The sequence below is a fragment of the Polynucleobacter sp. AP-Jannik-300A-C4 genome (genome assembly GCF_018688335.1).
Taxonomy (GTDB): Bacteria; Pseudomonadota; Gammaproteobacteria; order Burkholderiales; family Burkholderiaceae; genus Polynucleobacter.
The window spans coordinates 1902863-1918596 of sequence record NZ_CP061316.1; the positions used below are offsets into that span (position 1 = coordinate 1902863).

Sequence of the window (15734 nt, forward strand, 5' to 3'; positions counted from 1 at the left end):
GCCTTAGTGGGCGCTTTTGCTGTAGCCGTAGCTTTCGTTGGTGTTTTTACCGTCATTTCGTTCTTTCCATGGATCTAAACCATTATTACTTCATTCTGCCAAACTTTTACCGCCCTTTTGCCAATATTTATCAATATTGACCGTGGCGCCGGATTGTACTTGATATTTCTTAGGCCAAACACCCTTCAAGCCCAGCCAGCAGGGTGTCTTTAGGCAAATCAATGCCGATAAAAACCATCCGCGTTTGCTTTGGCTCAGCACCCCAAACACCCGCTAAATCACTTCCCATCATCTGATGAACCCCCTGGAACACGACTTTTCGGTTGCTACCCTTCACATAGAGGACGCCTTTATAGCGCAACATCTTCTCTCCGAAGACCTCCAAAATACCCCCCAGGAAGTCCTCTAATTTTTTATGATCAAAGGGTTTATCACTACGAAAAACGAAGGATTGAATGCGGTCTGTATGGCCTGCATGGCCATGATGGTCGTGACTATGGTCATGCCCACAAGTGCTGTGATCATGGTGGTCATGGCTATGATCGTGGCCACAAGTAGCGTGATCATGATCGTCTTGCTCTAGGAAATGAGGGTCAATATCGAGCTTGGCATTCAAATTAAAGCCCTTAAGATCCAAAACAGCGTCTAAGGGCACTACCCCTTTAGATATACCCTGAATTGGGGCGCGGGGATTCATATGCATTAAACGATTGCGTAAAGCATCCACTTCAGCCGGCGTTACCAAATCCGTCTTAGTAATGAAGATCTGATCGGCAAAGCCTACTTGGCGCTGCGCCTCTTCATGCTCTGTGAGCTGCTGTGGGCCATGCTTGGCATCCACAAGAGTGACCACCGCATCCAATACGTAATGATCCGCAACATCATCGTCCATAAAGAATGTTTGGGCTACCGGGCCTGGATTAGCCACACCAGTAGTCTCAATGACTACGCGATCAAAACTAATCTTTTTATCTTTACGCTGCTCCCAGAGTGAATTGAGGGCCTCCACTAAATCGCCGCGGATCGTGCAACAAATACAGCCATTACTCATTTGCACAATGTTCTCTTGATTGTCTTGAACCAAGATGTCGTTATCAATATTCTCTTCGCCGAACTCGTTTTCAATCACGGCAATTTTTTTGCCATGCTCTTCAGTCAAGATGTGTTTGAGCAAAGTCGTTTTGCCGCTACCTAAAAAGCCTGTAAGAATTGTTACTGGAATTAACGCCATGATCGATCCATTCAAAATCTATAAATACATTCCCTAAATAGGAAACCTTCTATCTTACCGAGTTCCTCACGCTTTGCCAGCCTTTGCGCGTGGATGGGCTTTATCGTATGCCTGCGCTAGGTGCTGGAAGTCTAAAGAGGTATAAATCTGCGTGCTGGCGATACTGGCATGCCCCAGCATCTCCTGCACCGCCCGCAAATCTTGGGACGATTGCAATACATGACTTGCGAAGCTATGGCGCATCATGTGCGGATGCACATGGGTCGGCAGGCCGGCACGCATCGCCAAGGTGCGCAGACGAGCCTGCACAGTCCGAGGGGATAGGCGCGCACCTGTAGCAGAAATAAACAAAGCCATTGATACATCTGCTTGCTCCAGTTGATCGCGGACCGCACGCCAGACTTTGAGGGATTGCATTGCAGGTCCACCAATCGGGACTGAGCGACGCTTGCCACCTTTACCCAACACCGTGACTTCTGCAGCATCCCAATCCAACCAGCCGGCTGACTCCTGTTGGCGATCTTTGCTTTGCATCACATCAATGCCCAACAGCTCTGATAAACGTAAGCCTGATGAATACAGCAAATCAATGATCGCTGCGTCACGTACAGTCTCGAGATCTTTTTTTTCTTCGGCTTCTTTAACGGCTTGGTTTACTAGAGAGAGTGCCTGCTCAACCGAGAGCGCCTTAGGCAAAGACTTCAGACGTTTGGGCGCCTTCACATCATCGACAGGATTAGCGACTAGATTGGCGGTTACCTTTCCTGCCTGCGCATCGCGACGTGCATCTTTCTCGGTCAACCAGTCATACCAGCCGCGCCATGCAGAAAGCGCTCTAGCAATCGTACGGGATGATTTTCCTTTGGAATGTAAGCGACCCGCCCAGCGACGCACATACGCATTTGTGACTTTTAATAACTCAATGGAATCATCTGCTGCCAATTCCTGCAGCTCACCCAGATCCATGCGGTACGCTTTGAGCGTATGGGGTGAGAGCTGCCTTAAAACATGCAGCTCGTGCAAATACTCTTGCACTAAGGGGTGAAGATCAGCTGGTGCTTGGCTCATAAGCCTGGATACGATCCAAAGCTGCAGCAGTGAGTTCGGCAATTTGACGTAAATAAAATGCGCCCATATCCGCAGTAAAGCGAGTTTCATCTTTGCTGGCCAACAAAAGCACTGCTGGTGATTGCGCCGCACCAATACTCTTGCCTAATGGCAGGCCAATAGCCACCATACTTTGCCACTCAGGATCAATGCTCACTTGAGTTGCCAGCAAATCTACGCTCGCTGCAGCCAGCTCTTTAGCAGAGCCACAAAGCGGCGTATCGATCCAAGGACCAAATGCTGTATTGGGTGACAAGAGTTGTGCAGCTTCCACCTCAAATACCTCTGCCAAACCCGCAGTCACTGCAGACTCTACATCTGCCTTCGTGTTGGCACCTATCAGGCGTAACAACCAGGCTACTAGGCTCTGTTGAGTTTTGTCATTGCGGCTACCGAAGTGCAACATCTCACTCAGGCGGCGGTTCAGCTCTTGGTTTTGTGTGCGCAACAAAGTCATCTGGCGCTCTTGCAATGAAATGGCGCGATCTTCATGTGGATGCTTCAAGCGGATTTCATTTAAGAGATTGGCATAGCGCTCAAAAAAACCTGGGGTAGCGCGTAACCACTCTGCCACCAATTCTTCTTGCTCGGCCTGCTTGGGATCGATTGCGCTCATCTATGTCTTTCTTGCATATTTTTTATTTAACTTTTTAGCCCAGCTTTTTACGCAACAGCTCATTCACTTGCCCTGGGTTGGCTTTACCTTGTGAGGCTTTCATAATCTGGCCCACCAAAGCATTAAATGCTTTTTCCTTGCCAGAGCGGAACTCCTCAACAGACTTTTCATTAGTTGCCAACACTTTATCGATCATGGCTTCCAACTCACCGCTGTCACTAATTTGCTTTAAACCTTTAGCTTCAATCACTTCATCAACAGTGCTAATGGCTTTACCAGCAACTGCCTCCTCCCACAAAATCGCAAAGATATCCTTAGCAATCTTGTTAGAGATAGTGCCATCTGCTACGCGAGTTAATAGCGGTGCTAAATGCCCTGCTTTCAAGGGGGCATCTGCGGTAGCAATACCAGCACGATTCAATGATGAAGCAAACTCACCCGCAATTAAGTTGGCCGCAGCTTTTGCCAAAGGCTTACCAACAATGGCGAGCAGCTCTTCAAATACTTTTGCAGTGTCGCGATCTTGTGTGAGTAATTGCGTATCGTATGCACTTAAACCAAACTCACTTTGCCACTGCTCACGAAGCTGTGCTGGCAAAGGGGGCATCTTGCTGCGCACATCTGCAATCCATGCATCATCAATCACTACCGGCAATAAATCTGGGTCTGGGAAGTAGCGATAGTCATTCGCATCCTCTTTGCTTCGCATGCTGCGAGTTTCTTGACGATCGGGATCGTACAAGCGGGTTTCTTGCACGACTGTGCCACCATCTTCAATTAATTCAATTTGGCGACGCACTTCATATTGAATCGCTTCCTCTAAAAAGCGGAACGAGTTCAGATTCTTAATTTCGCAACGGGTACCAAATTCTTTTTGGCCTACTGGTCGAACGGATACGTTGGCATCACAACGGAAAGAGCCTTCTTGCATATTGCCATCACACACCCCCAACCAAACTACGAGTGTATGTAGCGCTTTTGCATAAGCGACTGCTTCAGCAGCACTGCGCATCACCGGCTCTGTCACAATTTCTAACAATGGTGTGCCGGCACGATTCAGGTCAATGCCGCTAGAGGCTTCGCCATGTGGGCCTAAGAAGCCCTCTTCGTGAACCGACTTACCAGCATCTTCTTCCATATGGGCGCGTGTGAGCTCAACTACTTTGACTTGATCGCCGACCAATATCTCTAAATGACCACCTACAACTACTGGGAGATCCATCTGACTAATCTGGTATCCCTTTGGCAAGTCAGGGTAGAAATAATTCTTGCGCGCAAAGATACTTGCTGGAGAAATCTTTGCGTTTACTGCCAAACCAAAGCGAATGGCATGCTCAACTGCCTGACGATTCAATACTGGCAAAACGCCAGGTAAAGCCAAGTCAACTGCACAAGCCTGGGTATTGGGGCCCGCACCAAAGCGCGTACTTGCACCACTAAAGATTTTTGATTGCGTTTGAAGCTGTGCGTGAGTCTCTAGACCAATCACGATTTCCCATTGCATCATGCCACCTCGCTTGCTTGACGCAAATGCCAGTCAGTACTTTGCTGATATTGATGAGCCACCTGAAGTAAGCGCGCCTCAGAAAAATAATTGCCAATGAGCTGCATACCGATAGGTAGCTTGCTTGAATTAAATCCACAAGGAACGCTCATCGCCGGTAACCCGGCTAAGTTCGTTGAGAGCGTATAAATATCCTCTAAATACATTTGCACTGGATCTTTTGATTTTTCACCTAGGCGCCATGCAACATCGGGCGCAACTGGCCCCAAGATCACATCGCACTTCTCAAATGCTGCCTGAAAATCTGCGGCAATAATGCGACGAATTTTTTGGGCCTGTAAATAATAGGCGTCGTAATAGCCATGACAGAGCACATAAGTGCCAACTAAGATACGCCGCCTCACTTCTGCTCCAAATCCTTCGGTGCGTGATTTCTTATACATGTCAGATAAATCACGATATTCATTTGCGCGGTGTCCGTAACGCACACCATCAAAGCGACTCAAATTACTTGAGGCTTCAGCTGGGGCTAAAACGTAATACACCGGAATGGACAACTTAGTCTTTGGAAGGCTTACTTCTAGCAACTCTGCACCCAAATCTTGCAATGCTTTTGCTGCTGCATTGACAGCATTAGCCACTTCAGGCGCAAGCCCTTCTGCAAAGAATTCTTTTGGCAAGCCAACCCGCAAACCTTCTAAAGGTTTTATAGAGTTTGCATTACCCTCTTTCCAATTTTGTGTGAGGTAGCGGCTGTAATCTTCTCCAGAATCGGCAAGCGAAGTAGAGTCGCGCGAGTCATGGGAAGACATTGCTGTAAGCAATAATGCGCAATCTTCAGCCGTTTTACCCATCGGGCCGGCTTGATCCAATGAAGAGGCGTAGGCAATCATCCCGTAACGAGATACGCGCCCGTAACTTGGCTTGATTCCGGTTAATCCACAAAAAGCAGCTGGCTGACGTATCGATCCACCCGTATCTGTGCCCGTTGCAATTGGCGCCAATCCTGCGGCCACTGCGGCTGCTGAGCCTCCAGAGGAGCCGCCGGCTACGTAATCTGAGTTCCACGGATTTAGAACTGGGCCATAAGCTGAATTTTCATTTGAGGAGCCCATTGCAAACTCATCCATATTGGTCTTGCCAAGGCAAACCATGCCGGCACCATTTGGATTCAACTCATCTGGGATTCCAAGATTTGAGACTACGGTGGCATCAAATGGACTGAGGTAACCCTCGAGCATTTTGGATGCTGCAGTGGACTTCCAGCCGCGCGTCACAAAGACGTCCTTATGCGCAACTGGGATACCCGTTAATTTTCCGGATTTACCTGAGGCAATGATTTTATCTGCTTTAGATGCTTGCTCTAAACTTAAGTGAGTGCTTACATCAAGGTATGCATTGAAGCGCTTTCCAGCCTCAATACGATCTAAAAAATACTTTGTCAGCTCGGTACTAGAGACCTCTTTTGCTGCCAACGCTTTGGCCATTAAGGCTATGGGTGTTTGGTGCCAGCTCATTCGATCACCCGTGGGACTAAGAAGTAGCCATCTTGCACGGCTGGGGCGGATTGCATATTTTCTGCACGATGGTCAGTTTCAGTAACGCCATCTTTGCGCAAAGGTTGCGCCAAATCACGCAGAAAGAGGATGGGGTGAGCTAAGGGGGCAAGACCGGTTGTATCGACAGCTTGCATTTCTTCAACTAAGGCAAAAACTGCCTGTAATTGGGGCAAGACTGCTTCGGCTTCTGCCTGACTTAACTCAAGGCTGGAAAGGTGCGCAATGCGCTGGACATCATCAAGTTTCATGGTGCTCTAGAGTATCATCGCTATATATATTTTTTAACACTTAATTATTTTCCCACTACATCATGTTTGGTTTTTTCCGCAGCTACTTTTCCAATGACCTAGCCATCGACCTAGGTACCGCCAACACCCTAATTTACATGCGTGAACGGGGTATTGTGCTTGATGAACCATCGGTCGTAGCAATTCGTACTGAAGGCGGTCCAAATGGCAAAAAAACCATTTTGGCAGTTGGAAAAGAAGCTAAAGCGATGTTGGGACGCGTTCCCGGAAATATTGAGGCGATTCGCCCGATGAAAGACGGCGTTATTGCCGATTTCACGATTACCGAGCAAATGCTCAAGCAATTTATCAAAATGGTGCATGAGAGCAAGCTGCTAAAGCCAAGCCCACGCATCATTATTTGCGTACCGTGTGGCTCTACTCAAGTTGAGCGTCGCGCTATTCGCGAATCGGCTTTGGGCGCAGGCGCGTCACAAGTATTTTTAATTGAAGAGCCAATGGCTGCTGCGATTGGTGCAGGCTTACCAGTTTCCGAAGCCGCCGGCTCCATGGTTGTTGACATTGGTGGCGGCACAACGGAAGTGGGCGTGATGTCATTGGGCGGAATGGTTTACAAAGGCTCTGTTCGTGTTGGAGGCGATAAGTTTGATGAAGCCATCACCAATTACATCCGCCGTAATTACGGAATGTTGATCGGCGAACAAACTGCCGAGTTGATTAAGAAAACAATTGGGTCTGCATTCCCCGGCGCTGAAGTGCGCGAGATGGAAGTAAAGGGTCGCAATCTTTCTGAAGGTATTCCACGCAGCTTCACTGTGACTAGTAATGAGATTTTGGAAGCCTTAACTGACCCATTGAATCAGATCGTGACAGCAGTAAAAGCTGCTTTAGAACAAATACCTCCTGAGCTAGCATCTGACATTGCCGAGCGGGGCATGATGCTTACTGGTGGTGGCGCACTATTGCGTGACCTCGATCGCTTGCTCTTAGAAGAAACTGGCCTTCCTATCCATGTTGCAGAAGATCCCCTCACTTGCGTCGCACGTGGTTGCGGCATCGCCTTAGAGCGCATGGACAAGTTGGGCGGCGTGTTCTCTCAAGAGTAATTGACCTAAGCGTCGATTAGGGAATTGCAACATAGCGCTCCTCCTCTTTTCAGACAAGGCGTTCCGGCTTTAGTCAAACTGATTGTCTGCCTGTCGATCAGCATCGCATTGATGTTGATCGATTTTCGCTATAAGGCACTCGATCCAATTCGCAACAATGTCAACTGGCTGTTGCGCCCACTAGAGTATGTGATGATGATGCCGCGCAATGTTTATGAAGTGACATCAGAATATTTCACTAGTCGCGGAACACTCGATAAAGAAAACCAAGAGATGAAAGTCCGCCAAGCTGAACTTTCTCTGCTTGCGAATCAATCTGAATTTCTTTTAATAGAAAATCAAAATTTGCGTCAGCTCATCGACTTACAAAATCAAGTTCCCTATAAAACATTGTCGGTGGAAATTTTATTCAATCCACCCAATCCAATTTCTCAACGGATTGTGATTAATCGGGGAAGTGCCGACGGACTAAAGCAAGGCAGTCCAATAGCCAACGACTCCGGTATCTTGGGTCAAGTAGTGCGTCTCTACAATAACTCTGCCGAGGTTTCATTATTAGAGGATCGTGACTTTGCAGTTCCTGTACAGGTGGCTCGCAATGGCTTGAGAGCAGCGGTATTTGGAGCTGGGCGTGGCAACCCCTTAGAGCTTCGCTATTTACCCGTGGCCAGTGATTTAGAAGTAGGTGACGTACTCATTACCTCTGGTATCGACGGCGTTTATCCGCCAGGTTTTGCCGTTGCAGTCATTAGTCGCATTGAGCGTAATGCGGATAAAAACTCATCGAATGTATTTTGTGTGCCAATTGCCCCCGTCAATCGCTATCGCCAGGCTTTAGCCCTTCTTTATGATCCCCAGTGGGATGCCAATGCTTCTACTGGCAGCAATAAATTAGGCGCACCGATAGTTAACGCTCCAGGCCGCCGTCAAACTCGTGCGCGAGGCATGCAATGATCGATTTTCAAAGCGGCTATATTCTGCGACCGGTTAATCCAGTCTTTATTTATTTCAGCTTACTTTGTGCGCTGTTGCTTTCACTGCTGCCAATTGGTAATTACAGCTGGGTTCCCGACTGGCTCATTATTTGTATCGTCTTTTGGAATATCCATCAACATCGCTATATTGGGGTGGGCACCGCATTCTTTCTTGGGCTCTTGATGGATGTGCATAACTCTGATCTGCTGGGCTTGCATGCTTTTAGCTACTCATTGGTCGCCTACCTTGCGATCTCTTGGCATAGACGAATCATTGTTTTGAATGTTCTCACCCAGGCGATGCACTTACTGCCGATTTTCTTACTAGTTTCATTATTCCCTGTAATCACTCACTGGCTATTGAGTGGTGAAGTCTATTGGTGGGCATTAACCGGTGCTGTCCAAGCAATGATTGAGACATTGCTATGGCCTGTAGCAACGCAAATTTTGCTTTCGCCCCAACGTCGACCCATTGATGTTGACCACAATCGTCCGCTTTAAAGCGCTGCATGGTTTCATTTAAAAAACCAAACCTCGATTCATTTCAAGAGCGCATTCATATTGCGACCTTGTTTGTTACCTTTTGCTTCCTCCTACTCATCACTCGATTGGTATGGCTACAACTGGTAAGCCATGGCAAATATGCTCTGCTAGCAGAAAGTAATCGTATTGCCCTTGTTCCTGCCCCCGCAAATCGTGGTCTATTGATCGATCGAAATGGGATTGTTATTGGCCGAAACTATTCAGCATTGACTTTGGATGTGAATGCTGAAGAGCTAAAAGGTAATGTTGATGAGCTCATTGATGAGCTCTCCCAAATCGTATTGATTTCCCCTAGGGATCGTCGGAATTTCAAGCGCTCACTTGAAGATTCTAGAAAAATGGGCACCTTTCCCCTGAGATCGATGCTTACTGAATCCGAAACAGCGCGATTTATGGCTAATCGCTATCGCTTTCCAGGTGTTGAAATACGTGCACGAAGCTTTCGCGAGTACCCTTACAACGAACTAGCCTCGCATCTGATTGGTTATATTGGGCGTGCTTCCAAACGCGATATCGAGCGCATGCAAGTTGAAATCGATAATTCCAAAGCCGGTGATCCTGACGCGCTCCAAACTTCATTTCTACCAGGGATTCAATATGTCGGGAAGATTGGCATAGAGCAAAGTTACGAAACAGTATTACGTGGCACACCAGGGTACGATGAGGTTGAAATTACTGCAGGGGGCAAACCAGTACGCACCCTCGCAAGTTCACCATCGGTTCCAGGAAAAAACGTCGTGCTATCGGTTGATATCAAGCTGCAATATTTAGTTGAACAACTCTATGGAAATTTCCGCGGTGCATTTGTGGCAATTGAGCCAGAGACTGGCGATATATTGGCCTTTGTATCAAAGCCCAACTTTAATCCTAATGATTTTGTAGAGGGCATTGATTCAGTGACCTGGAAGGAGTTGAATGACTCCCCACAAAAGCCACTCTACAACCGCCCACTTAAAGGGATCTACCCGCCAGGATCAACATACAAACCCTTTATGGCTCTTGCCGCTTTGGAAACCAAAAAACGCACCCCGACTCAAACGATCTCAGACCCAGGCTATTTTGAATTTGGTAATCATACTTTTCGAGATGACAAAAAAGGGGGTCACGGTTTGGTAGACATGCAAAAGTCTATTGTTGAATCTTGCGACACTTACTACTACCTTTTGGCGCGTGATATGGGCGTCAACTTGATGCATGACTTTCTGAAGCCATTTGGCTTTGGTCAAATTACTGGCATCGACCTACAGGGTGAATCAAAAGGCGTATTGCCATCAACCGAATGGAAGAAAAATACTTTCAAAAAACCAGAACAGCAAAAATGGTACGAAGGGGAAACGATTTCTTTAGGCATTGGTCAGGGCTACAACGCATTTACGATTTTGCAGTTGGCGCATGCGATGGCCAATCTCGCAAATAACGGTATTGTGATGAAGCCGCACTTGGTTAAGGCAATTGAAGATCCCTTCACTAGACATCGCACTCTCACGACCCCAAAAGAAAGTTATCGCATTGATCTTGTTCCTGAGAATATTGAGACCATCAAGAAAGCGATGGTTGAGGTAAATAATTCGGGAACTTCTGCCTCCGTTTTTAAAGGTACAACTTATCAAGCAGGAGGCAAGACTGGAACGGCACAAGTATTTAGCTTGAACTCGAAAGAATATCACCATGGTTCCACGGCAGAATTCTTACGAGACCATGCTTTGTATGTTGCTTTTGCTCCCGCTGAAAAACCAACAATCGCCATTGCAATGGTTGTTGAGAATGCTGGTTTTGGGGCTCAGCATGCCGCTCCAATTGCACGTAAAGCGCTTGATTTTTATCTTGAAGGCAAATGGCCAAAGGAGATTCCTGAATGGAAAAGAGCGCCATAGAAAAAATAAAAAATATTTTTCTGAGTATTTTTAGCGGACTTGACCGCCAGCTAGGCCTTATTCTACTTGGCTTAGCAGGAATTGGATTTATTATATTTTTATCCGCCAGTCAAAATACCCCCGTTCGTTTTGAAGATGAGCTGCGCAATCTAACACTGTCCTTTGTTGTCATGTGGATAGTTTCCCGTATCCCACCAAAATGGCTGGAAATGGCAGCAGTATGGATTTATGGCATTGGAGTTGCACTGCTGATTGCCGTTGCTGTATTTGGGCTAATCAAAAAAGGTGCAAGACGATGGCTCAATATTGGGTTTGTCATTCAACCTTCTGAGTTAATGAAGATTGCTATGCCCCTGATGTTAGCTTGGTATTTTCAAAAGCGAGAGGGGGTACAAAAATCTTGGGACTATGGAGTAGCCGCCATCATTCTTGGAATTCCAGTATTCCTTATTGCGCGCCAACCCGATTTAGGAACTTCATTATTAGTTTTTGCTGCAGGCATGTATGTGATTATTCTTGCCGGATTACCTTGGAAGTGGATCTTGCCATTTATAGGAATTGGTGCGCTGGGAATTCTTCTCATCGTTATTTTTGGTGGCACTATTTGCGCCCAAGATGTTGTTTGGCCATTTGTCCACACATACCAAAAGCATCGCGTATGCACCCTGCTTGACCCCAGCAGTGACCCTTTAGGAAAAGGCTTTCATACGATTCAGGCCATGATTGCAATTGGTTCTGGTGGATTTTTTGGCAAGGGTTGGTTTCAAGGCACTCAAGCCCATCTGGAATTTATTCCAGAAAAACATACCGATTTTGTCTTTGCTGTTTTCTCTGAAGAGTTTGGCTTGCTTGGTAACTTAATCTTATTAGGACTTTTCTTTGCCTTAATTAAGCGTGGTCTAGCTATCTCTGCAAGTGGGCCAAATTTGTTTACACGCCTCCTCGGCGCATCAGTAACGTTGATCTTTTTTACCTACGCGTTTGTGAATATTGGCATGGTAAGCGGCCTATTGCCGGTCGTAGGAGTTCCGCTACCCTTTATTAGTTACGGAGGTACCGCACTGGTGACGCTAGGTTTTGGTGCCGGTATTTTGATGAGCATTCATCGTCATCGGAGATTAGTACAAAGCTAGCAATTCATGTTGGGGCCCAGGACAATTGCCCACTCTTCAGAAACAAAAAAACCCGGCAAGCCGGGCTTTTTCATCAACAAAGTCAGAATTACTTCTTACGCTTGTTAACTGAATCTTTAAATGCTTTACCAGCAGAAAACTTAACAGTTTTAGCAGCAGCAATTTTGAGTGGCTCGCCAGTTTTTGGGTTACGGCCCATGCGTGCAGCGCGCTTACCAGAAGCAAAAGTACCGAAACCGATCAGTTGTACTGAGTCGCCTTTAGTAACAGCTTTAATGATTTGCTCAATAGCAGAATTCAATGCAAATTCAGCTTTGGCTTTTGAGATCTCAGCGTCGTCAGCAATTGCTGCGATTAGTTCTGCTTTGTTCAAGTGAAGCTCCTTATAGATATTGATGTCAGCGCACCTTGCGCTTACATGATTTTAACCACAAAAAATTACAAAAATAAAGCTGCGTCACAGCAAATTTTCTATTGAGTACTTTTTAATCCTCTAAAACAGTGACATCTGACACAAAATACTCGGTATCACCAAAGCAAGTGGTTGGCAATCCAATGTGCTGATCGTACTTAAGTGCAACTTTTTTGCCCAAATTGGCATTAATTTTTTGCGCCACAGCATCTTGGTGAACTGTAAAGAGAAATTTTTCAGACATAGTTCCCGGCATAGAAACCATCGCTAGCTCACCCTCCCAAGTTTTACAAATATAGCCCCGATTGGAAAATTTCTGAACATAGCCTGCGCGCTCACCACTGCCATAACTCCAATTCAGCATAATCCAAGTGTAGGCTGCCAAACCAGCTAAGCCAATTAACGCAAGGCTTAAAAGCCATTTTGCGAATCCATTCATACGGTTTTCCTTAATAAATCATCTTTGCAGCGCCAATTAGGTGCATTTTTTGCAGCCTCTTTTGATCATAGTTAACATTTGAGCATATTCGTTACAAAAATAGGGATGAAATGACACTCCATCCAAATTAAAATAAGAGTGTTAACGCTAATTGGTAAACCTCATGGAATTTCGTCACCTTGTTTTTTTGATCTTTGTTGTCTCAGCTATTTATGTTTATTTCAGAGGTAAGGTGAGATTTGGTTTGGTTCGCTCTTTAACAGACTATCAAGTACTTTTAGCACCAATTAATAGCCTACTCTATTTATTTTCAAAAACTAAGGCGGGGGCATTTATTCCAGTTGCTGATTTTCCTGAAATGAAAGCGCTTCAAGATCATTGGCAGATCATCCGCGATGAGGCTCTTGCATTAAATGCAGATGGTGCTATTGCAGCAGCCACAGGCTATAACGATATTGGCTTTAATTCCTTCTTTCGGACGGGCTGGAAGCGCTTTCATCTCTATTGGTATGGCAAGGAAATGCCATCTGCGCAGCTAAATTGCCCAAAGACTGTCGCCCTCCTGAAATCCATACCCTCAATCAAGGCGGCAATGTTTGCTTCGCTACCCCCAGGAGCAACGCTGGTTCGCCACAGAGACCCTTATGCGGGCTCGCTGCGCTATCACATTGGCCTGGTTACCCCGAATGACCCCAAATGCTTTATTGACGTGGATGGGGAGCGTTATTTTTGGAAAGACGGCGAACCAGTGATGTTTGATGAAACCTATATCCACTATGCAGCCAACGAAACCGATCACCAACGCATTGTCTTATTTTGTGATGTTGAGCGACCAGTTCACACTAAATTGGTGCAATTACTCAATCGCTGGTTTGGGCGCCATGTGATGAGTGCCGCATCTTCCCAAAACGTTGAGGGCGAGAAAGTTGGATTTGTAAACATTCTCTTTAAGTATTTTTATCACCTCAGGGCGCAAGCAAAAAAACTAAAAGCCAAGCACCGCAGCGTTTATTACATCGGAAAATGGGTGCTGATATTAGGGATTCTTTGGGCGATATTTTGGTAGGCATCAGGGACTCAGCACTTCAATAATTTGCTCTGGGGTAATTGAACCCCAGATCTCAACCCTCTTAATGCGGCTACTTTGCCCCGATAAGAGTTGAATTTGCTTTTGTGGCACCCTCAACTGCTTTGAAAGCCAAGATAACAACATCTCATTTGCCCTATTTTCAAGTGCAGGGGCCTGTAGAGATATCTTAAGACAACCATCATGAAGGCCAACTACCTTGGTCAGCTTTGCACCTGGTTGACAATGCAAATTAAGAACAATGCCAGTGGGGGTTTGTTTTAACCAAATGGGCATCATAAGAATACTTTAAACTCAAATCATGATTATGAAGAACTCCAACGCCTTAGACCAGCTATTTTCTAATAATCGCGAGTGGGCAGAAGCCATGGTTGCCAAAGATTCCAACTTCTTTAAGCGCCTCGTTTCTCAGCAGGCGCCAGAATATCTTTGGATTGGCTGCTCAGATAGCCGCGTACCCGCTAATGAAATTGTGAATCTTCTTCCAGGCGAATTATTCGTTCATCGAAATGTTGCTAACGTAGTGGTGCATACCGACCTCAATTGTTTATCTGTAATTCAGTTTGCAATTGATCTTTTAAAGGTCAAACACATTTTGGTTGTTGGGCATTACGGCTGCTCTGGTGTGCATACTGCAATGACGGATAGGCGGGTAGGCTTAGCTGACAATTGGTTGCGTCATGTGAAAGACGTACATCAAAAGCATGAGCGCTATCTTGGTGATGCTATTCCAAGCCCTAAACGTCAAGATCGTTTATGTGAATTAAATGTGATTGAACAAGTTGTCAACGTTTGTGAAACCACCATTGTTCAAGATGCTTGGTCTAGAGGACAAGATCTCACGGTGCATGGCTGGGCATACCGCCTTGAAACTGGCTTAGTAAATGATTTGGGTATGTCTATTAGCTCCGATGAAGAAATGCATAGGCGTTACGCCACATCCTTGTCTCGCTACGATTCCAATTAAATTGAGTTTTGTTTAAAAACTTTTCAAACTACTCAGGACTAGCGCTCCTCAGGTTTCTGGCATCGCTTCCTTACAAGACCCTTGTCTCTATCGGCTATGGCTTAGGTTATTTGGCAGCGCATATTCCTAGCGATCGAAATCGCGTAGTTCAGAAAAATTTAGAACTCTGTTTTCCTGAGCTTAGCGCACAGGAAATTGATCTGCTCAGGAAAAAACATTGGAGACTACTTGGTCGCAGCTTAGTAGAGAAAAGTATTATTTGGCTTGGAAGTAAAGAACAGCTTGCCGACATGATTGAAGTTCGATCAGAGGTTGATTTAAATGATCGACAACCGCGCATCTTAGTCAATATGCATTTCATTGGAATTGAAGGCAGCATTATTTTGAGCGCACTTGCAAAAGATAAAGGCTGGCCTCGTACCTCTGGATTTTTCCAGAGAATGAAAAGTCCCTTCTTCAATAAAAAAATTATTGAGTGGCGCAATCGCTTTGGTGGGAACTCGATTGATCGCCAGGGCAACACTATTGAGCTGATTAGAGAAATCCGCAAGGGTAGCTTCATTATAATTGCACCCGATATTGACTTGGGCCTGAAAGACTCTACTTTTGTTCCCTTCTTCAATATTCAAACCAATACCATTACTGCTGTATCCCGTCTCGCTAAAATTACTGGGGCACAGGTCTGCATGATGATTACGACTCTCAAAAATAATGAAGCTGGATATGTTTGCTCTATCAGCAAACCATTGGAAAATTTTCCAACTGAGAATCCAGAAGCAGATACCGCACGCTTAAACCAAATTTTTGAACAAGAAATTAGGCTCAGGCCCGCTGAATACTATTGGGTACATAAACGTTTTAAAAATAGGCCGTTTAATGAGAGTAGCCCCTATTAAGCCCTCTTATGTATTCATATATTTAGATCCTGGTCTTT

Annotated in this window: 17 protein-coding genes; 8 read left to right on the forward strand and 9 right to left on the reverse strand. The window is 45.8% G+C overall.

Annotated elements, in window-relative coordinates; translation table 11 throughout:
* Positions 1–169 precede the first annotated feature (169 nt).
* The 6 genes from FD975_RS09900 to gatC all read right to left on the reverse strand — a co-directional run bounded on the left by FD975_RS09900 (position 170) and on the right by gatC (position 6265).
* A complete protein-coding gene (locus FD975_RS09900) occupies positions 170–1234 on the reverse strand; it encodes a GTP-binding protein (protein WP_215303995.1) in 1065 nt (354 codons plus the stop codon).
* 63 nt (positions 1235–1297) lie between these two features.
* Entirely contained in the window at positions 1298–2299 is a 1002-nt protein-coding gene (locus FD975_RS09905; protein WP_215302217.1) for a tyrosine recombinase XerC, read from the reverse strand.
* Positions 2280–2954: a DUF484 family protein gene (locus FD975_RS09910; protein WP_215302218.1), complete on the reverse strand. Its 675-nt coding sequence runs from the start codon at positions 2952–2954 to the stop codon at positions 2280–2282. The genes FD975_RS09905 and FD975_RS09910 overlap by 20 nt, the downstream gene beginning before the upstream one ends.
* Before the next feature lie 34 nt (positions 2955–2988).
* Complete coding sequence (gatB, locus tag FD975_RS09915; protein ID WP_215303997.1) at positions 2989–4458, reverse strand: Asp-tRNA(Asn)/Glu-tRNA(Gln) amidotransferase subunit GatB; 1470 nt, start codon at positions 4456–4458, stop codon at positions 2989–2991.
* Positions 4458–5975: an Asp-tRNA(Asn)/Glu-tRNA(Gln) amidotransferase subunit GatA gene (gene gatA / locus FD975_RS09920; RefSeq protein WP_215302219.1), complete on the reverse strand. Its 1518-nt coding sequence runs from the start codon at positions 5973–5975 to the stop codon at positions 4458–4460. The genes gatB and gatA overlap by 1 nt, the downstream gene beginning before the upstream one ends.
* Positions 5972–6265 (reverse strand): Asp-tRNA(Asn)/Glu-tRNA(Gln) amidotransferase subunit GatC, encoded by a 294-nt coding sequence (gatC, locus tag FD975_RS09925; RefSeq protein ID WP_215302220.1) that lies wholly within the window; start codon positions 6263–6265, stop codon positions 5972–5974. The genes gatA and gatC overlap by 4 nt, the downstream gene beginning before the upstream one ends.
* Positions 6266–6327: 62 nt before the next feature.
* On the opposite strand from gatC, the gene FD975_RS09930 reads away from it, so the two are divergent.
* Genes FD975_RS09930 through rodA form a run of 5 tightly spaced genes read left to right on the forward strand, consistent with a single transcriptional unit; the run spans position 6328 to position 11895 of the window.
* Positions 6328–7371, forward strand: a complete 1044-nt coding sequence (locus FD975_RS09930) for a rod shape-determining protein (protein WP_046330974.1) — start codon at positions 6328–6330, stop codon at positions 7369–7371.
* Positions 7372–7395: 24 nt separating this feature from the next.
* Positions 7396–8325: a rod shape-determining protein MreC gene (mreC, locus tag FD975_RS09935; protein ID WP_215302222.1), complete on the forward strand. Its 930-nt coding sequence runs from the start codon at positions 7396–7398 to the stop codon at positions 8323–8325.
* Positions 8322–8846, forward strand: coding sequence for a rod shape-determining protein MreD (mreD, locus tag FD975_RS09940; RefSeq protein ID WP_215302223.1), 525 nt, complete (start codon positions 8322–8324; stop codon positions 8844–8846). The genes mreC and mreD overlap by 4 nt, the downstream gene beginning before the upstream one ends.
* 8 nt (positions 8847–8854) lie before the next feature.
* The gene (mrdA, locus tag FD975_RS09945) at positions 8855–10762 is read left to right on the forward strand and encodes a penicillin-binding protein 2 (RefSeq protein ID WP_215302225.1); all 1908 of its coding nucleotides are present in this window, start codon (positions 8855–8857) and stop codon (positions 10760–10762) included.
* Entirely contained in the window at positions 10744–11895 is a 1152-nt protein-coding gene (rodA, locus tag FD975_RS09950; protein WP_215302227.1) for a rod shape-determining protein RodA, read from the forward strand. The genes mrdA and rodA overlap by 19 nt, the downstream gene beginning before the upstream one ends.
* 88 nt (positions 11896–11983) lie before the next feature.
* On the opposite strand, the gene FD975_RS09955 is transcribed toward rodA, so the two are convergent.
* Both FD975_RS09955 and FD975_RS09960 read right to left on the reverse strand, forming a co-directional pair.
* On the reverse strand, positions 11984–12286 hold the full coding sequence (locus tag FD975_RS09955) for an HU family DNA-binding protein (RefSeq protein ID WP_353055748.1): 303 nt from the start codon (positions 12284–12286) through the stop codon (positions 11984–11986).
* 94 nt (positions 12287–12380) lie between these two features.
* A complete protein-coding gene (locus tag FD975_RS09960) occupies positions 12381–12746 on the reverse strand; it encodes a hypothetical protein (RefSeq protein WP_215302229.1) in 366 nt (121 codons plus the stop codon).
* A gap of 163 nt (positions 12747–12909) precedes the next feature.
* Here FD975_RS09960 and FD975_RS09965 point away from each other — a divergent pair, with 163 nt between their 5' ends.
* Positions 12910–13812, forward strand: coding sequence for an aspartyl/asparaginyl beta-hydroxylase domain-containing protein (locus tag FD975_RS09965; protein ID WP_215302230.1), 903 nt, complete (start codon positions 12910–12912; stop codon positions 13810–13812).
* 3 nt (positions 13813–13815) lie between these two features.
* Here FD975_RS09965 and FD975_RS09970 read toward each other — a convergent pair whose 3' ends face one another.
* A complete protein-coding gene (locus tag FD975_RS09970; RefSeq protein ID WP_215302232.1) occupies positions 13816–14112 on the reverse strand; it encodes a DUF167 domain-containing protein in 297 nt (98 codons plus the stop codon).
* Positions 14113–14134: 22 nt separating this feature from the next.
* Here FD975_RS09970 and can point away from each other — a divergent pair, with 22 nt between their 5' ends.
* Positions 14135–14800 carry a carbonate dehydratase gene (gene can / locus FD975_RS09975; protein WP_215302233.1) on the forward strand — a complete coding sequence of 222 codons (666 nt, stop codon included), beginning with the start codon at positions 14135–14137 and terminating at the stop codon, positions 14798–14800.
* Between the two features lie 8 nt (positions 14801–14808).
* On the forward strand, positions 14809–15696 hold the full coding sequence (locus FD975_RS09980) for a lipid A biosynthesis acyltransferase (RefSeq protein ID WP_215302234.1): 888 nt from the start codon (positions 14809–14811) through the stop codon (positions 15694–15696).
* The last annotated feature ends 38 nt before the right edge of the window (positions 15697–15734 follow it).